Annotated in this window: 17 protein-coding genes; 11 read left to right on the top strand and 6 right to left on the bottom strand. The window is 45.8% G+C overall.

Annotated features, from left to right (window positions below):
• The 3 genes from VTH8203_RS19650 to VTH8203_RS19640 all read left to right on the top strand — a co-directional run.
• Positions 1 to 194: transposase (locus VTH8203_RS19650; RefSeq protein WP_167385784.1), on the top strand; the 194-nt coding region annotated here is incomplete at its 5' end.
• Between the two features lie 23 nt (positions 195 to 217).
• Entirely contained in the window at positions 218 to 574 is a 357-nt protein-coding gene (locus tag VTH8203_RS19645) for a DUF1007 family protein (protein ID WP_158296198.1), read from the top strand.
• Positions 567 to 1436, top strand: coding sequence for a hypothetical protein (locus VTH8203_RS19640; protein ID WP_096995179.1), 870 nt, complete (start codon positions 567 to 569; stop codon positions 1434 to 1436). Before VTH8203_RS19645 ends, VTH8203_RS19640 begins: the two co-directional genes overlap by 8 nt.
• Positions 1437 to 1439: 3 nt before the next feature.
• Here VTH8203_RS19640 and selD read toward each other — a convergent pair whose 3' ends face one another.
• On the bottom strand, positions 1440 to 2483 hold the full coding sequence (gene selD / locus VTH8203_RS19635) for a selenide, water dikinase SelD (protein ID WP_096995178.1): 1044 nt from the start codon (positions 2481 to 2483) through the stop codon (positions 1440 to 1442).
• Between the two features lie 129 nt (positions 2484 to 2612).
• Positions 2613 to 4364 (bottom strand): sigma 54-interacting transcriptional regulator, encoded by a 1752-nt coding sequence (locus VTH8203_RS19630; protein WP_096995177.1) that lies wholly within the window; start codon positions 4362 to 4364, stop codon positions 2613 to 2615.
• 526 nt (positions 4365 to 4890) lie between these two features.
• Here VTH8203_RS19630 and VTH8203_RS19625 point away from each other — a divergent pair.
• The 8 genes from VTH8203_RS19625 (at position 4891) to arcC (ending at position 16830) form a co-directional block, all read left to right on the top strand.
• Entirely contained in the window at positions 4891 to 8115 is a 3225-nt protein-coding gene (locus VTH8203_RS19625) for a molybdopterin cofactor-binding domain-containing protein (RefSeq protein WP_096995176.1), read from the top strand.
• A gap of 12 nt (positions 8116 to 8127) precedes the next feature.
• Positions 8128 to 8634 carry a (2Fe-2S)-binding protein gene (locus VTH8203_RS19620; RefSeq protein WP_096995175.1) on the top strand — a complete coding sequence of 169 codons (507 nt, stop codon included), beginning with the start codon at positions 8128 to 8130 and terminating at the stop codon, positions 8632 to 8634.
• A gap of 14 nt (positions 8635 to 8648) precedes the next feature.
• Entirely contained in the window at positions 8649 to 9944 is a 1296-nt protein-coding gene (locus VTH8203_RS19615) for a nucleobase:cation symporter-2 family protein (RefSeq protein WP_096995174.1), read from the top strand.
• A gap of 415 nt (positions 9945 to 10359) precedes the next feature.
• The gene (gene ygeW, locus VTH8203_RS19610) at positions 10360 to 11547 is read left to right on the top strand and encodes a knotted carbamoyltransferase YgeW (protein WP_063603439.1); all 1188 of its coding nucleotides are present in this window, start codon (positions 10360 to 10362) and stop codon (positions 11545 to 11547) included.
• Between the two features lie 99 nt (positions 11548 to 11646).
• On the top strand, positions 11647 to 12849 hold the full coding sequence (gene dpaL, locus VTH8203_RS19605; RefSeq protein ID WP_096995173.1) for a diaminopropionate ammonia-lyase: 1203 nt from the start codon (positions 11647 to 11649) through the stop codon (positions 12847 to 12849).
• 100 nt (positions 12850 to 12949) lie between these two features.
• Entirely contained in the window at positions 12950 to 14170 is a 1221-nt protein-coding gene (locus VTH8203_RS19600) for a YgeY family selenium metabolism-linked hydrolase (RefSeq protein WP_096995172.1), read from the top strand.
• A 187-nt stretch (positions 14171 to 14357) separates the two neighbouring features.
• A complete protein-coding gene (gene hydA, locus VTH8203_RS19595) occupies positions 14358 to 15794 on the top strand; it encodes a dihydropyrimidinase (protein ID WP_096995171.1) in 1437 nt (478 codons plus the stop codon).
• Between the two features lie 94 nt (positions 15795 to 15888).
• Complete coding sequence (arcC, locus tag VTH8203_RS19590; RefSeq protein ID WP_096995170.1) at positions 15889 to 16830, top strand: carbamate kinase; 942 nt, start codon at positions 15889 to 15891, stop codon at positions 16828 to 16830.
• A gap of 115 nt (positions 16831 to 16945) precedes the next feature.
• Here the strand turns inward: arcC and VTH8203_RS19585 are convergent, their stop codons facing one another.
• From VTH8203_RS19585 to VTH8203_RS19570, 4 genes are all read right to left on the bottom strand, one after another.
• Entirely contained in the window at positions 16946 to 17662 is a 717-nt protein-coding gene (locus VTH8203_RS19585) for a phosphate ABC transporter ATP-binding protein (RefSeq protein ID WP_096995169.1), read from the bottom strand.
• Between the two features lies 1 nt (position 17663).
• Positions 17664 to 18524, bottom strand: coding sequence for a PstA family ABC transporter permease (locus VTH8203_RS19580; protein WP_096995168.1), 861 nt, complete (start codon positions 18522 to 18524; stop codon positions 17664 to 17666).
• On the bottom strand, positions 18521 to 19063 hold the full coding sequence (locus VTH8203_RS19575; protein WP_244181263.1) for a PstC family ABC transporter permease: 543 nt from the start codon (positions 19061 to 19063) through the stop codon (positions 18521 to 18523). Before VTH8203_RS19575 ends, VTH8203_RS19580 begins: the two co-directional genes overlap by 4 nt.
• A gap of 22 nt (positions 19064 to 19085) precedes the next feature.
• A partial coding sequence (locus tag VTH8203_RS19570) for a transposase (protein ID WP_167385790.1) occupies positions 19086 to 19280 on the bottom strand: 195 nt, incomplete at its 5' end.

Here is a 19280-nt window from a genome sequence, read left to right as displayed (position 1 = left end):
AAGAAGGCATCTGTAACTTTGCAAAGTATGACCGACTAACCAGCTCTATAATCGAGGCTGGCAATGTATCAATAGGATTGTTGCGTAGAAGAGCTCGCGGGATAAGAGATACCGAATACTTCAAACTGAAGATTAAACAGCTTTCAGTACCTGAGGTAAGTTCAATATTATACCCTTCTGTCAAGCTCATCTAAGCGGAGAAGAGCCCTTTACTTATTTGTATGTTGATGGAGAACCGCTTAAGTTTCGTTTGCCACAGGTCTATACATTGACTAAGCGAGGACGACGTATGGTACTGAATTTTACATTGCCGTTGTCGCGAGCTATCGATGTCTCGACTCAGGAGCTGGATGTTCAGGTCTACGACAATACGTACTTCATCGATATTTCTTGGAAAGACCCGTCTACCGTTATGCTTAGTCCAGACGTGAGTGGCAAGTGTAGAACAACCCTTGAAACCCCAAGTCCGTCTCAAGAAATCCTTGATTACGCGAACTCATTAGGCATTGATGAACAAGGGGATGACGACCTTGGTGCTCATTTTAGTCAAAAAGTGAGCATACATTGTGAATAGCTTTAAGCGCTGGATTCAAGCCTTAACGCTGGTGCTAATAGTGGTTGTTTTTGTCACAGTGATGGTGGGCGTGATAGAGAACATTGACTCCCTTCGATGGGCGTTTGTCTCGATACAGCGTTCACTGCTAGAGCAGCTATCTGACTACTTGGATATAGTTGATTCTGGCGACTGGAAGGCACTCATTATTACTGCGTTGTGCACCTTTGCTTATGGTTTTACTCATTCATTAGGACCGGGGCATGGCAAAAGTGCAGTGATGTTGCTCGCGACAAGCTCAACCTTAAGCCGATGGAAACTAGTTTGGTTAAGCTTACTTATCAATATGTTGCAAGCAGCAGTGACGATCTCCATTGTTTTACTTGCCAATCAGTTTCTATCTATTGGGTATCGGGCTTCCATAGGCTGGGTTGCATCCATCAATCAATTTGTAGGTGCTGGTATGGTAGTACTCGGCGTCGTCTATTTGATTAAAGGTTGTATTAAGCAAAAACAGCCACGCGAACCTGAAGCCAGTACCGTGGCGACATGGAATTTCTCAAACGTTGTATTATATGGATTGCGACCTTGCAGCAGCACGGCATTGATAGGGCTTTTCAGTATGCTTTGGTTTGGTTGGCAACTGTCGTTAGGTTTGATGTTGGCGAGCTTTTTCGGCAGCTTTTTATCATTAAGTTTAGTGGTAGTGTTCGGTCAAAGCGCTTGGTTTAAGCTGGAATCTTTACTTCAACATCGATACAAAAACCAAGAGAAACAATGGATATGGGGTTATGTCGCGGTTTTCGCTATTTCAAGCTTTTATATCATGATCGGCTGGCTGTTTTGGGAGACAAGTGCGGTACAAATGTCTCCCATCTTGTGACTACTAACGTTCTATTTTAATTTGTGGTTGCTGACTATTGGCTGGTTTAGTCAGTGACCCAATTCTTGTTGCCGTAACACCACAACTTCTGCAGAAGTTAAGCATATCGTTTACGCCGCTATTTTCCACCGCCAGAAGCAGGCCGCCAGAAGTTTGTGGATCGCATAAGATGGCTTTGTCAAAGTCGCTTATTTCACCCAGCATATGTTTGACTGAGTCATAGTTTCTGTGGGTGCCTCCGGGAATGGTGCCTAACTCAATATATTCCTCAACGCCAGGTAGCAAAGGGATCGCAGGTAAATCGATATGGGCATCTAGGTTGGAGCCATTACAGACTTCAGTAAGGTGACCAAGCAAGCCAAACCCAGTTACATCTGTGATAGCTTTTACTTGTGAAAACTCGGCGAGCTGTTGACCAATCACGTTGGACTCACACATCCATTTCACTGCTAGCCCTTTATGTTCTGGTTTAAGCTGCTTTTTCTTCTCAGCACTGGTTAATAAACCGATGCCTAGAGGTTTGGTTAGAAAGAGGTCACAGTCTGCGGTGGCTTTTGAATTCTGTTTGATTTGATCTAACTTGCCAGTTCCGGTTACGGCCAAGCCAAATATCGGCTCTGGGGAGTCAATGGAATGGCCGCCCGCAAGCTCAATACCTGCTTTTTGGCAGACGCTGCGTGCTCCCTCTATAACTTTTCCTGCAATCTCTGGAGCCAGTTTGTCGATAGGCCAGCCTAAAATCGCTAGCGCCATAATAGGTTTCCCACCCATCGCATAGATGTCGCTGATAGCGTTGGTGGCAGCAATACGCCCAAAATCAAATGGGTCGTCAACGATTGGCATGAAAAAGTCGGTGGTACTGATAACGCAGTGTCCATCGCCAATATGATAAACCGCGGCATCATCACGGCTAAGGTTGCCAACGATCAATTGGTCACTGCTTGGCGTAGGTGTGTAGGAGGCAAGAATTTGGTTAAGTACTTTAGGTGACAATTTACAGCCACAACCGGCACCGTGACTGTATTGGGTAAGCGCGACATTTTCCATAGCAACAACTCCGTACATAAGTGAATTAGGGAGAGAAGCATCAATGGGGCAATAACCAAGTGTAGAGTGGTTATTACTGTGCCCCATTTTAGCTATTGAGAGCGTTCAACACGAGATTGTTGAAAATAGTTAGCTATAGCACTTCTCGTTCAGACCATATTTTTTGAGTTTTCGATAGAGAGTAGCAATTCCTATGCCTAGTTCTTCCGCGACTAATTTGCGGTTGCCTAATCGGCCAATTGCTTCTTCGATTCGAACTCGTTCCATGTCTTCTAAACTCATTCCTGAATCCTGAATAGGGCTAGGTTTGGGCTCGGGTTGGTGGGCTTCAAAGTGAGGAGGGAGAAGGTCGACGTCGATCTGTTCACCTTCCGGTACGATATTAATCAGATACTCAACCAAATTACTCAATTCACGAACGTTGCCCGGCCAGTGGTAACTGGTTAAACAGCTCATCGCTTCTTCCGACATACCTGGATAGTTGGTGCCCAGCTTCTGGGTATGTATGTCCATAAAGTGACTGACCAGCAGCGGGACATCGCCCTCTCGCTCACGCAAGGCGGGTAATTGCAGTGGTATGACGTTCAGACGGTAATACAAGTCTTCACGGAATTTATTGGTCGCAATCATTTCTGAGAAATTACGGTTGGTAGCAGAAATAATGCGAATATCGACGGGAGTCGCTTTGTTGGAACCGATCGGCATCACTTCTCTCGCCTCAAGTACACGTAGCAGTTTTGCTTGTAACTGCATCGACATATCACCGATTTCATCTAAGAATAATGTGCCGTTGTTCGCTGCTTGTATTAAGCCAACTCGCCCTTTGCTGGATGCTCCAGTAAAGGCACCTTTGGTATAACCAAACAGTTCACTTTCCAAAAGTTGGTCGGGGATAGCTGCACAGTTAATAGCAATGAAAGGGCTCTGAGCGCGTCCACTCAATTTGTGCACAGCGTTGGCGATGACTTCTTTACCCGTTCCACTTTCACCATTGATAAGAACACTCGATGGACTTTTAGAAATACGCGACATTAATCCTTTTAATTTTTGCATTTTTGCACTTTCACCGATGACTTCAGCAAATACGGTGTTCGTTTCGTAAGGCAAAACGGGATTATGTGGTTGGTAGAAGGACATTAAAAATAGTTTATGAGAACGACAATTATAAAACTGTCCCACTAATAACTCTTCTCGACGACCAATAGAGACAATATGCTGCTGTTGGTGGTCATTACTGCTTCTACATTGTGATAGAGGTCTAATATTTATTTTCTTTTCAGGCAATTCTTGAATGGTGATATTTAAATTTGCCAATGCAGGCTGATTGCCATATTTAACATAGTTATTTTCGTCAAGAACTAAAACCCCCTGGTCCATATTGTCAATAAGGTTAATAAAGACATCTTCTAGACCTTTATTTGGTGTTTGGTTTTCAGTGACTTTAGCGACAACTAACTGTGCGGTATGTTTTATGTAGTCGGAAAAAAGCTTGGCATTATCCTTTATGGTTTGTTGCGACTCTTCAGTAAAGGCAACGAGGCTCATCACACCAATACAACGGTCTTCTAGAAGAATAGGGACACCTAAGAAGGCAGTTTCTCGACAGGCATCCTTGGATGTGCACTCTGTACATAGAGGGTCTGCTTGAGATTTGATGAGTGTTTTTTCTTCTTTTGTTTCAATGATATATCTAAAAAGTCGTGAGCTGGCGTTGAGTTTTTTTCCAAAAAATTGGCTATAGGGGCCTGTTCCCGCGATACGGATCAAATCCGCGTCAACCACTTCGGCATCTACCTTGAGAACAGTAGACAACATCTGGGTGAATCGGATGATGGTAGGCTGTATAGCCATGAGTTCGGAAGCGTTCTTAGTTTCAGGCATAATGATTTAATCGTTATTAAGAGATAGCCATTCTATTTTTAATTACTCCTGACGAGTTTGATTTAGGTCAGAGACAAATGTACGTACATGGCAATTTTCAGAGCTTTGGTATCTGGGTCACACATTTTTCTAAAATAGGGCGTGAATAAATAATCATTATTCACATCTTATTGTTCAAAAATAACACAATAACCCAATGCGCCTATCAGAATGTAAAGCTATCAAATTGAGAGTATCACAATGATAAATCGCTATTTGCTGGTTTGTAAATAAAATATCTTAGATTCGATTATTTTATAGCTAAGATATATATCGCCGATATATAAACCAATAAATAAAATCTCCATCACAAATTTCTAGACAGTTCATTTTAGGCAAGAATATTTATGCTGACGAGTGACTTAAAGAAATTAGTGGCTTGATAAATGCTTTGAACTAGCTTTGCGGTACGTCTGCTTTATTGCTCTATTTTGTGGGCGTACCGCGAATCGTGATGCACACCTCATTCAACCAAGAGGGAGTTATTATGAATGAAGCTGGCTTAGGCAGCAGAATGCCTCGAGTAGATGGACGAGCCAAAGTAGAAGGTACGGCAGTTTACGGCGACGATGTTCACATATCGGGTTCTCTTCACGGAGTTTGCCGTTACACAGATATACCTGCGGGTAGAATTCTGTCTTTAGATACCACAGACGCAATAAAAGTCCCGGGCGTCGAACGAATTATCACTTATGACGATATTCCGGGCGATCCAAAAGTAGGGGTGATCATTCGAGACTTTTACCCGATATGTCAGGAGTGGGTACGTTTTAGTGGTGATGTGATTGCACTCGTTATTGCAGACAGTTACGAGACAGCCTGTGAAGCAAGTGAAAAGATCCGGGTCGAATATGAACCATTTCAGCCCGTTACTGATCCAGCGTCAGCGTTAGAAAGTGATGCAAGACGGATTCATCCGGATAAAGATTCTAATGTCGTTAACACTCACCACACTGGTAAAGGTGATGCAGATAAGGCCATTGCGAAGGCCGATGTGGTTATCGAACACACCTATCAAACGCACTATCAAGAACATGGCTATATTGAGCCAGAATCAATAACCACTTATCTAGACCCCAATAATAACGAGCTGACTATCGTTGGTTCAATTCAAAACCCTCATAGAGTAAGAAGCTTTGTCGCTGGTTTCCTTGGCATTCCACAAGCAACTATCAACGTGAAGCGTTCTGTGCTTGGTGGTTCGTTTGGTGGTAAAGATGAAACCATTGATCATCTTGCTTGTCGTGCGGCGCTATCCACTTACCTTACCAAACGCGCAGTCAAGTTCTCTTATAACAGAGAGCAGTCACTTATCGAAAGTACCAAGCGTCACCCATACACTATGCGCTACAAAGTAGGCGTATCGCGTGAGGGTAAAATTGAAGGGATTAAGATCAACATCATCGCGGACGCTGGTGCCTACGCGACTTGTACGCAGTTTGTAACTTGGCGATCTTCAGTTCAAGCCGCGGGTCCGTACGATATTGACCATGTTCGAGTAGACGTGACAGGGGTTTACACCAACAACAGCGTATCGGGTGCAATGCGCGGTTTTGGTTCTCCTCAGATTATCTTCGCTCACGAATCCTTGATGGATGAGATAGCACTAACATGCGATATCGACCCAATTACGGTGCGTGAACGTAATGTTCTCAAACAAGGCTCTTTGAGCATGACAGGGCAATGTTTTGATCAGCATACGGTTTCGGCATCAGAAGTGTTGAAAACCGCAGCGGAAAAATCTCAGTTCTATGAGCGTATGGCGGAAATGAATGCCAAGAACAACGTCAATTCGCCCATCAAATATGGTATTGGTTTAGCACTTAGTTATCGCGGCTGCTCTTTAGGCGCGGAAGGTGCAGATAACTCCACCGCGTTGTTATCGTTAAATGCAGACAGCAGTCTAAATATCTCAACCGGTGTGTGCGAAAACGGACAAGGCCTGCAAACTACCATGGCGATGGTAGCGGGCGAAGTGTTAGGTGTGCCTTTGGATATGGTGCGTTTCTCAGAGTCGCCAACCAGCCTAATCGCTGACGGCGGACCAACCGTTGCATCTCGCGCCACAATGACAGGCGGTAATGCGGTGAAACTCGGTGCAGAAACCATCCGAGCTCGCTTGTTTGAGACCATAAAATCCGATCTCAAAGTGACGCGAATTGAAGATACCACATGGCGAAACGGTCAGATTAAATCGAACTTACAGTCTGATATTCAAGTGCCACTGCAAGAGGCGATTTCACGTTGTCGTCAGCAAGGGATTAACCTTGCGGCCTATGGCTGGTTCGATCCACCGCCGATTCACTGGGATGAAGAGAAGGGCACAGGCTCTCCGTACTTTACGTGGGTTTACGGCTGCCAAGTCGCAGAAGTAAAAGTCGATACTTCAACGGGTAAAGTAGAGGTACTCGGGGTTACCGCCGTACACGATGTCGGTAAGGTCATTAACCCTGTCGGATTTGAAGGCCAAGTAGCGGGCGGTATCGCTCAAGGTATCGGATTCGGTATTTTAGAAGACTACAATATCGAGCAAAGCGAAGTGAAATCCGATAACTTCGACACCTACTTAATGCCTACCATCAAAGATATTCCCAACCTCAATATCCACGCGATAGAAAATCCCGACCCAGCAGGCCCTTACGGCGCGAAAAGTATTGGTGAACCTGCCGCAGAGCTCGCAGCTGCTGCCATCGTTAATGCTGTTGCGTTTGCCACTAAAAGACGTCATAGAACGTTACCACTGACACTGGAGCAAGTGTACTTAGGCTACAACCTTAAAAAGCCAGTACGTCAAAGCGAGCTCTTATGCAGCGGTGATAACCATCATCAAGTGAACCGCTTGTGCGATCTCAATGTGACTCGACCTGAAACCTTGGGTGAGGCGTTGTCGTTAATCCAGCAAGGTTCAATGACTATCTTAGCGGGTGGTACCGATGTGCTTGTTCAGCATCGTTTGCAACAAACCGCAGCACCGCTACTCGATATCACGGGCCTCAAAGAGCTAAAAGCCATCACTCACGAAGGTAACAGCATAGTGATTGGTGGTGGTGCATGCATCACTGATGTCGTGGAGCACGAAGAAGTCCGTCACCACTTCCCATTATTAGCAATCGCATGCAAAACCATAGGTTCAACACAAATCAGAAACCGTGCGACGTTAGGTGGCAACATTGCCAATGCAGCACCATGTGCCGACTCAATTCCGCCGTTGATCGCTTACAAGGCCGACATTGAGCTAGCGTCTGAAAAACAAGTCAGGCGTGTGCCTATCGCTGAACTTCTTAAAGGCGGTTATCGCACAGATATTCAACCAGATGAGCTACTGACTAAGATCATTCTTACCATTCCAGATAAACCATTCGAGCTAACCGAATACGTTCAACTAGGACGTCGTAATGCACTGAACATCACGCGTTTGAGCTTGAGCTGTTTGATGAATGTCGAACAGGGCATAGTCAAAGAGTGTCGTCTTGTTGATGGCGCGCTATTTAGCTACCCACGACGCTTGTATCAAGTGGAAGAAGTGTTGTGCGAAACCACGTTAGACGAGCGGGTTATTGGCCGTGCTATCAGCGTGCTATCGAACATTATCGAAACAGAAATTGGGGGGCGTTGGTCAGCGGCGTACAAACAGCCGGTTTATCTAAATATGTTCCGAGAACTTATGTCGGAAATCCAAACCAAACTGTCAGATGGCCAGTCGTTAGCATAGGAGTGCATGTCAATGGTTAAAGAAACAAAACAAATATCGCTAACGGTGAATGGCGGTGTTTATAACCTCGAAGTTACGGGTAATACACGGCTACTCGACATGTTAAGGGAGCAATTGTCTCTGACAGGCACGAAAGAGGGATGTGCAGTTGGCGAGTGCGGTGCGTGCACCGTCATCAAAGATGGTAAACCGATATGTTCTTGCCTGGCACTGGCGGTTCAATGCGAGGGCAGTGACATCGTCACCATTGAAGGGTTAAGAAAGGACCCGCTGGGCGTGGTTCTGATGGATGAGTTTCTCACTACGGGAGGAACACAATGCGGTTTCTGCACCCCTGGCATGATTATAAGTGCTTGGGCGTTACTTAAACGCTATCCGAACCCAACGGAAGACGAAATCCGAGATGCGTTGGAAGGCAACTTATGCCGCTGCACCGGGTATCAGCCAATCGTAGAAGCGATCAAACGCGCCACAGAGTTTTGCAACATTCCTCAAGCACAAGTAGAACACAGCCAATAAAAAAAGGAAACAGTATGGAACTCCTCTATGAACTAGATGAAAAACCACCGTATGGCGTGACCTTATTTCTCGCAATACAACACATGTTGGCGTCAATAGGAGGGATTGTCGCCGTGCCGCTAATCGCGGGCAGTGCGATTGAATTACCGCCGCAAGATATTGTCACGTTGATCAGTGCTTCGCTGCTTGTATCTGGAGTGGTGACGGTCGTTCAATGTATTGGCTTTAAACAAATCGGGATCCGGCTTCCAGTCGTTATGGGTTCAAGCTTTGCTTTTATTGGCAGTATTATCGCGATCGGTAAAACTGAAGGACTAGATGCAGTGCTAGGGGCGGCATTTGTCGGATCGTTTTTGGTGGTAGGCTCAAGTTTTTACATGAGCCATATTCGCAAACTGTTTCCCGACATTGTGAGTGGCGTCGTCGTAACCTTGATTGGTCTGACGATCTTGCCTGTCGCAATGAACTGGATTGGAGACGCGCCGCAAGGGCATCCTGAGTTTGCAACCCTACCGAAAGTGTTTCTAGCCGCGGCGTCGTTAGCTGTGGTGATTGGCGTGTCGGTATTCTGTAAAGGTGTTGTCGCCGCATCGAGTATTATTATTGGTTTAGCCGCAGGTTATATGATGGCAATTCCAATGGGTATGGTCGATGTTACCCAGATTAGTGAAGCGAACTGGGTGGCTGCGCCGATGCCGCTGCATTTCGGAATGAGCTTTTCGATACCAGCCATCATTACTATGAGTTTGGTGTATTTGGTGGTGGTGGCAGAAGCGACAGGCGATTTTATGGCACTCGCGAGTAACTGCCGTGTTGAGCTTAAAGGGAATGACCTGAAAAAAGGGCTGCTCGCTGATGGTTTAGGCAGTACTTTTGGCGCGTTCTTCTCAGCAATGCCGGTCGCGAGCTTTAGTCAGAATGTCGGCATTGTTGGTATCAGTGGGGTAGCCAGTCGCTTTGTGGTGGCGGTTACCGGCTGTTTGTTGGTACTCGGTGGTTTGTTCCCTAAATTTGCGGCTTTGGCGGTAACCGTGCCAAAACCAGTGTTAGGAGGAGTAGGATTCGTCATGTTCGGTATGATTGCTTATGCCGGAATACGAATGCTAATGAAAGCTACCGATTCTCGACGCAATGCGATCGTTGTGTGTGTTGCGTTAGCCTCTGGTTTGGCGGTCACCTATGAGCCCAATCTATTGCGCCATTTCCCGGAGAGCTTGAAACTTGTATTCCACTCGGGCATCACGACAGGAACATTGGCTGCCGTCACGCTCAACTTGATCCTGCCTAAGTCAAAATCAACGGACGCGTAATCGCTGTCAACAAGACGCTCTTTTCGCCCAGATAAGAGCGTCTATCACCCGATATCAATATGATACTCGCCCTTTTGTTATCGCTATCAATTTGGTTTCGGCGTTCTATTTAGAGTGATAGTTGCAACTGTCATCGTTTTCACTCTGTCAGTCGTTGGTCGACAAACCCTTATAAAACGGGGTTTTCAAAGATTTTTCATTCTTTTTTATTTGATACGAATGATTGGCACAGAACTTGGAATATAAGAACCAGTGACAGAAATCTGAAGGCCAGACGATCGGCCAGTTAGGAGTAAATACAAATACAAACAAGAGGGCAAATACGCTTTGTTAGCCTGTTAAATATAAATAGCATGCGAATATTATCTTGAGTTGTATTTTTTATAGTTAATCTAGATGGATAATGGGATAGCAAATGAAAAATATGAATGAACTGATTAAAGAAATTTCTCAACTAGAATCAAAACTTCACGATAAAGACTTTCTATTAACGTGGGAGCAAAGCCCAGAAGAATTAGAAAGAGTATTAAAAACTGCACAAGTACTAAAAACCATGCGTGGTGAAAATATCGCCACTAATGTATTTAAAAACGGCCTAGGCATTTCCTTATTTAGAGACAACTCGACTCGTACTCGCTTTTCTTATGCTTCCGCTATCAACATGTTAGGCCTAGCGCAACAAGATCTTGATGAAGGTAAATCTCAAATCGCTCACGGTGAGACAGTTCGTGAAACTGCGAACATGATTTCTTTCTGTGCTGATGCGATTGGTATTCGTGATGACATGTACCTAGGTGCTGGTAATGCTTACATGCGCGAAGTAGGTGAAGCGTTAGATGATGGTGTTAAAGAAGGCGTACTTCCTCATCGTCCAGCATTAGTTAACCTACAGTGTGATATCGACCACCCAACGCAGTCTATGGCTGACCTAGCATGGTTGGAAGAGCACTTCGGTGGCTTAGACCAACTTAAAGGCAAGAAGATTGCGATGACGTGGGCGTACTCTCCAAGTTACGGTAAGCCTCTATCTGTGCCACAAGGCATCATCGGTCTTATGAGCCGCTTCGGTATGGATGTCGTGCTAGCACACCCTGAAGGCTATGACTTGATTCCTGAAGTTGTTGAAGAAGCGAAGAAAAACGCGCAAGAGTCTGGCGGTAGCTTCACTCAAGTAACTTCTATGGAAGAAGCATTCAAAGATGCAGACATCGTTTATCCAAAATCTTGGGCACCTTACAAAGTTATGGGCGAGCGTACTGACCTGCTACGCGCTAATGACCATGATGGACTAAAAGAGCTAGAGAAAGCGTGCTTGGCACAAAACGCACAGCACAAAGACTGGCACTGTACTGAAGAAATGATGAAGCTAACTAAAGGCGGTGAAGCGTTGTACATGCACTGTCTACCTGCTGATATCACAGGCGTGTCTTGTGAAGAAGGTGAAGTAGAAGAGTCTGTATTCGAGAAGTACCGTATTGCGACTTATAAAGAAGCAAGCTGGAAGCCATATATTATCGCTGCAATGATTTTGAACAGAAAATACCAAGATGTAGCTGGCGTTCTTGACGAACTATTAAAAGATTCAGCAAAACGAGTTAAATAAAGCACTCCCGTAATATTTACCCTAAGTAAAAAGGGTATTACACCTCGCCTTAACTCCTTTCTAAGGCGAGCGTGTAAATGGATTAAATAAGGTATCGCTATGTCAAAGTTGAATTTTAATATTCATATTGCCGATAACCAGCATTTTAATGGACGCCTCTCCGATCAGTTTTCCATCAGTGAAGCCGAAAAAGCGCGCCGATTTCATTTGCAATTAGATGGCTATCAACCAACACCTCTTCACAATCTAACTCACCTTGCAAAAGAGTTTGGTGTGAAGAACATTCTTGTTAAAGACGAAGCGTATCGTTTTGACCTAAACGCATTCAAAATGTTAGGCGGCGTTTACGCTATCGCACGACTCTTGTGTGATGAATACAAGATGGACATCGACGGTTTCAATTTCGAAACTTTCAAAACTCAAATCAAAACCAAAATGACCTTCGCAACGGCTACAGATGGTAACCACGGTCGTGGTGTCGCTTGGGCGGCGAATCAACTGGGTCAAAACGCAGTTGTCTACATGCCAAAAGGCGCTGCTGATGAGCGCGTTAACAACATTCGTGCCCTTGGCGCAGAGTGCATTGTTACTGATATGAACTACGACGATACCGTAAGACTAGCCATCAAAACCGCTGACGAGCATGGTTGGAAAGTGGTTCAAGACACGGCGTGGGAAGGCTATACCGAGATCCCGACGTGGATCATGCAAGGTTATAGCACCTTGGCAGTGGAAGCCGTTGAACAAATGGTTGAGCTAGGTCTGGATAAACCGACGCACGTGTTCTTACAAGCGGGTGTAGGCGCAATGGCTGGTGGTGTATTGGGCTATCTGGCTGAATATTGTGGCCCAGGTCAGCTTCGCTCAGTCGTTGTTGAACCAAACCAAGCAGACTGTATTTATCGTTCAGGTATTGCTGAGACTGGCGACATGGTCAACGTAGATGGCGATCTGGCCACCATCATGGTTGGTCTAGCTTGTGGCGAACCAAACCCATTGGGATGGGAAGTACTTAAAAACTGTGCCACTCAGTTTGTTTCCTGCGAAGACCGTGTAGCTGCGTTTGGTATGCGCGTATTGGGTAACCCGCTAAGTGGTGACCCTGCGGTTATCTCTGGTGAGTCCGGTGCGGTTGGTTTGGGTCTATTGGCAGCGGTGGAATACAGCCGTGAAAAAGAGAGCTTAAAAGAGCATTTAGCGCTTAATAAAGATTCTGTTGTTTTGGTTATTAACACCGAAGGCGACACAGATCCTGTGCACTATCGCGAAGTCGTTTGGCAAGGTAAGCACGCGACAATCTAAAACAACGCAGAAAAAGTGACAAAGAAAGATTAGTAATTTCAAGCATTAACATTCCCGGTGGGGCAAGGCTCCATTGGGAACAGAATTTGGAGTAGTAACAATGACTGTAAGTATCCCTTTTGCAACCGTATTGGAAAAAGCGCAAGAATACAAAGCTGATATGTCTCGTTTCCTTCGCGATATGATTGCGATTCCAAGCGAAAGTTGCGACGAAGAAAAAGTCGTTCTTCGCATCAAAGAAGAAATGGAAAAAGTAGGTTTTGACCGCGTCGAGATCGACCCAATGGGTAACGTATTAGGTTGGATTGGTAACGGTCCTACACTGATCGCAATGGACGCACACATCGATACAGTAGGTGTGGGTAACCTAGACAACTGGAACTTTGACCCATACGAAGGTATGGAAGATGATGAAGTTATCGGTGGTCGCGGTGCCTCAGACCAAGAAGGCGGTATGGCGTCAATGGTTTATGCCGGTAAAATCATCAAAGACTTGGGTCTAGAAGACGAGTACACACTGCTTGTCACTGGTACGGTTCAAGAAGAAGACTGCGACGGCCTATGCTGGCAGTACATCATTGAAGAAAGCAACATTCGTCCTGAATTTGTGGTGTCTACCGAGCCGACAGATTGCCAAATTTACCGCGGTCAACGTGGCCGTATGGAAATCCGCGTAGACGTTTCTGGTATCAGCTGCCACGGCTCTGCGCCTGAGCGTGGTGATAACGCTATCTTCAAAATGGGTCACATTCTTAACGATATCGAGAAATTGGCTGGCAACCTTGGCGACGACCCATTCTTGGGTAAAGGTACGCTAACTGTGTCTGAAGTGTTCTTTACTTCACCAAGCCGCTGTGCGGTAGCAGATAGCTGTGCAGTATCTATCGATAGACGTATCACTTGGGGTGAAACTTGGGAAGGCGCAATCGAAGAGATTCAAAACCTACCTGCAGTTCAGAAGTATGGCGCGAAAGTATCTATGTACAACTATGACCGTCCTGCATACACCGGTTTGGTCTACCCAACAGAGTGCTACTTCCCAGCATGGAAGATCGACGAAGACCACATTGCAACTAAGACTCTAGAAGCATCTTACGAGCTACTATTCGACAAAAAACCACTTGTCGACAAATGGACGTTCTCTACTAACGGCGTATCTATCATGGGTCGTTACGGCATTCCAGTTATCGGCTTTGGCCCAGGTAAAGAGCCAGAAGCTCATGCGCCAAACGAGAAAACTTGGAAAGAGCATTTGGTGACTTGTGCAGCAATGTACGCGGTTATCCCTCAAATGTATCTAGAGAAAAAACGCAACCAATAAGGTAGTACCACGCGCTAACACATTGAGTTGTAGCAGTTAGCTCGTGACGACTCACGTCGTTCTCCATCCTAGAGTGCCAACTTGTGTCTGCCTGAAGTTGGCGGAGTCCGCTCTAGGATGGGATTTTCCGTCACAGCTTATCGCGACTCCTTTATCTTGATGCGACATGTAACTTTCCGGTGATCTTATGACTTTTGAACAATTCAACAATATCGAATCCCTTCTCGATAATTCATCGTCGCCATTGCTGATTCAAAATGGCACTGTGGTTGACCATGCTGAAATTCGTAAAGCCGATGTTTTGGTCATTGATGGAAAGATTGAGCAAGTCGCTGAAAACCTAAAGCCCGTGAGTGAAGATACTCGCGTGGTGGATGCAACAGGGTTGTACGTCATGCCAGGCGGTATTGACGTACATACCCACTTCAACATTGATGCAGGAATCACTCGAAGCTGTGATGACTTTTTTACTGGCACCAGAGCGGCTGCTTGTGGCGGCACGACGATGATCATCGATCATATGGGCTTTGGTCCAAAAGGGTGTGATTTGTTCCATCAATTGGACGTTTACCATGGTTACGCAGCTGATAAAGCGGTCATTGACTACAGTTTCCATGGGGTTATTCAGCACATTGATGACCAGATTTTGGAACAGATGCATGCCATGGTGCATGAGCGCGGCATTCCGAGCTTCAAACTATACCTCACGTACTCTTACAAGCTGGATGATTGTTCGGTCCTTAAAGCGTTAACGCAATTGAAAAAAGTTGGCGCACTGACAACGGTTCACCCAGAGAACGATGCAGCACTGTCACTGAAACGCAAACAGTTTATAGAGCAGGGCAAAGTAGAGGCGAAATATCATGCGCTAAGTCGTCCGCTAGAATGCGAAGCGGAAGCGATTGCAAGAGTGATCAACCTTGCCAAGCTTGCTGATTCTGCGCCGCTCTACATCGTCCATCTCTCTAACGGTCTAGGACTGGATTACACCCGCCTCGCAAGAGAGAACAACCAGCCAGTGTGGGTTGAAACTTGCCCACAATACTTGGTGTTGAACAATGACCGTTACGAACGTGAAGACGCGCTGAAATACGTGCTTAGTCCACCATTAAGAGACAAAGCGGAAAGCGAAAAACTCTGGAAAGGCTTAGCGGATGGTTCGATTGATACTGTCGCGACTGATCACTGCTCGTTTACGTATGCAGAACAAAAACAGCTAGGCGCAAAAGATTTTACCAAAACACCAAACGGCATTCCTGGCGTCGAAACTCGTATGCCTCTGATGTTCTCAGAAGGTGTCATAGCTGGACGAATTACCCCCAATCAATTCGTGTCTCTAACCAGCTATGAACCTGCCAAATTATTTGGTCTCTATCCACAAAAAGGCCATCTAGGCTGTGGCGCGGATGCCGATTTGGTGTTGTTTGACCCGAACAAGAAACAAACTATCAGACACGATAGCTTACATGACAATGCAGACTATACGCCTTACGAGTCCATTACCTGTCAAGGTTGGCCACTCATGACGTTCAGTCGAGGTAGGTTAGTAGCGTACGACGGCGAATTTACCGGAGAAGCGGGGGACGGGCAGTTTATTCACCGTCAACCTTTCTCAGCAGAATAACGACAGAAACAACTCAAATAACACACGATTTATTACATATACAGAATGTGGAGGCCGAGCACAGCGAATGATCGGCGTCTTTCAAGGAGTCCCTATGAACGCAAGCAAAACAAACAAAAGCACTGTAGTGGTTGCCCTCGGTGGTAACGCACTATTAAGACGTGGCGATGAGCCAAGCTTCGCTAACCAACTCGACAACATCAAAATTGCCGCCAAAGCGATCGCTGAAATTGCCAAAGAATACCGCGTGGTGATTGTTCACGGTAATGGCCCTCAAGTCGGTCTGTTAGCATTGCAAAACCTAGCGTACGACAAAGTATCACCTTATCCACTGGATGTATTGGGCGCAGAAAGTGAAGGCATGATCGGCTACATGCTAGCTCAAGAGCTACAAAACAAATTGCCTGAAAGAGACGTCACTACGCTATTAACTCGTATCGAAGTCGACTGTGATGACCCAAGTATTTCCGATCCAACTAAGTTTGTGGGTCCAGTTTACGATGAAGTAGAAGGCCGCGCGTTAGCTGAGAAGAACGCATGGACGATGAAGCGCGATGGCGAATACTGGCGTCGAGTGGTGCCTTCACCACTTCCGAAAAACATCATCGACAAACACTCTATTGATACCTTGCTAGAAGCTGGACAACTTGTCATCGCTTGTGGCGGTGGTGGTATCCCAGTATGTAAATGCGAATCTGGCTTTAAAGGTGTTGAAGGCGTTATTGATAAAGACTTAGCCGCAACCTTGTTAGCGAAACAGCTAGGGGCAGAGAAGCTACTTATCCTAACTGACGCACCAGCAGTGTTCCTAAACTGGGGTAAAGAGAACCAACAAGCACTGCGCAGTGTGGGTCCAAGTGAGTTGAAACAATACCAATTCCCAGCAGGTAGCATGGGACCAAAAGTGGATGCGGTTGTCGACTTCGCAGAGTTTGGTGGCAGAGCGTATATCGGTGCTCTTGATGAGAGCTTAGATGTACTGGCTGAAAATTGCGGAACTTGTGTATCGCTAGACTTTGAAGCGGTTCCAGCTTAAACGATTTAACTTAACCCACTCAGGCCGTGTTTGTTTTACGGCCTGTTTTTTTTCCTTACTTTTATTCGATACCTTCTTTTTATTCAATATATTAGTTTATTTCGTGACTATGTGGTTAATGTGTAAACACTTTTCCTGACTCAAAATGGCTAACTCGGTTAGCCAACTTTTCCGTTTGTTTGGCTGAGTGAGACACCATGATAATGGTGTAGCGCTTGGCTAATTCTACAATCAACGTCTCTATTTGCTGCGCCGTGTGTTTATCTAATGACGCGGTAGGCTCATCAAGTAATAAAATTTCTGGCTCCAAAGCCAACGTTCTCGCCAAACAAAGCCGTTGCTGCTGTCCTCCCGATAGCGAAGCAGCATGATCACTCAAGCGATCACTGACTTCCTCCCAAAGAGCTGCTTGTTTGAGTGCGGTTTGGGCGATTTGATGTGCCTTTTGTCCGGTGACTGAGTTGACTATTCTCAATGGAAGCAACAGGTTATCGAGAACTGAACCCGGCAACAGTTGAGGATGTTGAAATACCATCCCGACTTTTTGCCTAAGTTGGGGAAGTTGGTGTTCAGGCGTTTGCTGAACATAGTGCTGAGTATCATTGAGCGTAAGCTTGATATCACCTGTAGTTTTACATTCGGAAAAACAGTCATTGAGGCGATTTAGAGCGCGTAAAAATGTAGTTTTTCCAGAGCCAGAAGCTCCAGTAAGCACATGGATCTGGTGTCGATAAAAATCCATATTGGCGTTTCTGACAACTTGATTGGAGCCAAAGGCGATGGTCAAGTTTGAGACTGAACCAGCAAGCTGTGAAGAGGGTTGAAAGCTCATGTTAGGCTCTCCTTATCGATTTACGCTGAGTGAGTCCAGCTAACGAAAATAAGCTGGCAGTCAGACAAAGTAAGGTAAACGCTGCACCGAACGCCATATGCAGTTCAGTCTCACTTTGATATTGCGCACTGTAGTAAAAAATGGTGAAAGGTAGCGCTTCGTAGCGTTCAAAAATACCACCGGGCAATCCAGCGTTGGCAACCGCCCCAGTTAACATAATGACTGCTGTGTCTTCGGCGGCTCTGCCTATGGCGAGCATAATGCCTCCGATAATGCCGCTTTTCGCTTGCGGTAATAAAACGGTTCGTAACGCCTGCCATTGCGACATCCCCAAAGAAAGGGCTGTGACGTTGAGTGATGGCGGAAGAGCTTGTAAAGCCGTTCGTGTAGCAACGGCCAAATAAGGGATGATTAGCATGGCGAGGCATAGTGCGGATAACAGCAAACAAGCATTGGCAGAGGGTAAAAACCAATGCCTCAAAGAGAGAATCAGAGTAAAACCAAATAGCCCCATCAAAATAGACGGAATGCCAGCAAGAATATCGATGCCAATCGCAAGGCAACGTTTTAAGAACGAAGGTTTACTCGTCGCGAGCCAAATTCCGGTAGCGAGTCCAGGCAAAAGGGCTAGTGTTAGCGCCAATAAGATGACCGACAGTGTTCCAACGCACGCGGGCCATATACCATCCCAGATAGGTTCCCGACCTAACATGGCATCAATGGGTGATGCATCACCAAAAAACAGCTCAGTACTTATCGTTGGTGCACCGCGATAAATAATAAAGCCGATAAAAACACTCAAAGCCGCGAGTAACAGTAACGTGCACAGCACACTCCAGAGATGGAATAAGCGAGCTTTCATCCGTTTATTCCTCCATCAGTTGAGTGAGTCAGTTTGCGAATCAGTAAAGTAACGCAAACGCTAATGGTGAGTAGAAGTAGGCCAGCAGCAAATAACGAATTGTACATAGCGCTGCTATTTTCGGTGGCGAGAACCAAGCCAATATGAGCGGTGAGGGTGCGAACAGAATCTAAAATACTGCCTGTGATTTGTGGCGCATTGCCTGCCAACATCAATGGTAACAGAGTGTCTCCAATCGCTCGGCTAAACCCTAACAAGGCGGCGCTTGCTACGGCGTGCATTGAGTTTGGTACGATGACATGGGCAATCATTTGACTGTCGGTCATGCCAAGTGAACAAGAGGTTAATCGCAACTGCTGCGTCAAGGATTGAAACCGAGAGTCCAGCATCATGATCATGACGGGTAAGATCAACAGCACCATCATCAACATAACTGCAAGCAAGGAAAAGCCGGAACCACTACGAAAGGTCTCTCTTAATAGTGGAACCAACAAGAAAACCGCGGCTAAACCATAGACCACAGTCGGAATGCCAGCCATTAGCCTGACGGCTCTTCTCCGCTTAGATGAGCTTGACAGAAGGGTATAATATTGAACTTACCTCAGGTACTGAAAGCTGTTTAATCTTCAGTTTGAAGTATTCGGTATCTCTTATCCCGCGAGCTCTTCTACGCAACAATCCTATTGATACATTGCCAGCCTCGATTATAGAGCTGGTTAGTCGGTCATACTTTGCAAAGTTACAGATGCCTTCTTT

Source organism: Vibrio thalassae, assembly GCF_900089835.1.
Taxonomy (GTDB): Bacteria; Pseudomonadota; Gammaproteobacteria; order Enterobacterales; family Vibrionaceae; genus Vibrio; species Vibrio thalassae.
Note: the sequence above shows the minus strand (reverse complement) of the source record. Positions and strands in the feature narration are given on the sequence as shown.

What these genes read in the sequence shown, in the direction of transcription:
- arcC (WP_096995170.1), top strand. Translation starts at nt 15,889, where the DNA reads ATGAACGCAAGCAAAACAAACAAAAGCACTGTAGTGGTTGCCCTCGGT.
- ygeW (WP_063603439.1), top strand. Translation starts at nt 10,360, where the DNA reads ATGAAAAATATGAATGAACTGATTAAAGAAATTTCTCAACTAGAATCA.
- VTH8203_RS19630 (WP_096995177.1), bottom strand. Translation starts at nt 4,364, where the DNA reads ATGCCTGAAACTAAGAACGCTTCCGAACTCATGGCTATACAGCCTACC.
- VTH8203_RS19620 (WP_096995175.1), top strand. Translation starts at nt 8,128, where the DNA reads ATGGTTAAAGAAACAAAACAAATATCGCTAACGGTGAATGGCGGTGTT.
- VTH8203_RS19585 (WP_096995169.1), bottom strand. Translation starts at nt 17,662, where the DNA reads ATGAGCTTTCAACCCTCTTCACAGCTTGCTGGTTCAGTCTCAAACTTG.
- VTH8203_RS19625 (WP_096995176.1), top strand. Translation starts at nt 4,891, where the DNA reads ATGAATGAAGCTGGCTTAGGCAGCAGAATGCCTCGAGTAGATGGACGA.
- VTH8203_RS19615 (WP_096995174.1), top strand. Translation starts at nt 8,649, where the DNA reads ATGGAACTCCTCTATGAACTAGATGAAAAACCACCGTATGGCGTGACC.
- VTH8203_RS19580 (WP_096995168.1), bottom strand. Translation starts at nt 18,524, where the DNA reads ATGAAAGCTCGCTTATTCCATCTCTGGAGTGTGCTGTGCACGTTACTG.
- selD (WP_096995178.1), bottom strand. Translation starts at nt 2,483, where the DNA reads ATGGAAAATGTCGCGCTTACCCAATACAGTCACGGTGCCGGTTGTGGC.
- VTH8203_RS19575 (WP_244181263.1), bottom strand. Translation starts at nt 19,063, where the DNA reads ATGGCTGGCATTCCGACTGTGGTCTATGGTTTAGCCGCGGTTTTCTTG.
- dpaL (WP_096995173.1), top strand. Translation starts at nt 11,647, where the DNA reads ATGTCAAAGTTGAATTTTAATATTCATATTGCCGATAACCAGCATTTT.
- hydA (WP_096995171.1), top strand. Translation starts at nt 14,358, where the DNA reads ATGACTTTTGAACAATTCAACAATATCGAATCCCTTCTCGATAATTCA.
- VTH8203_RS19600 (WP_096995172.1), top strand. Translation starts at nt 12,950, where the DNA reads ATGACTGTAAGTATCCCTTTTGCAACCGTATTGGAAAAAGCGCAAGAA.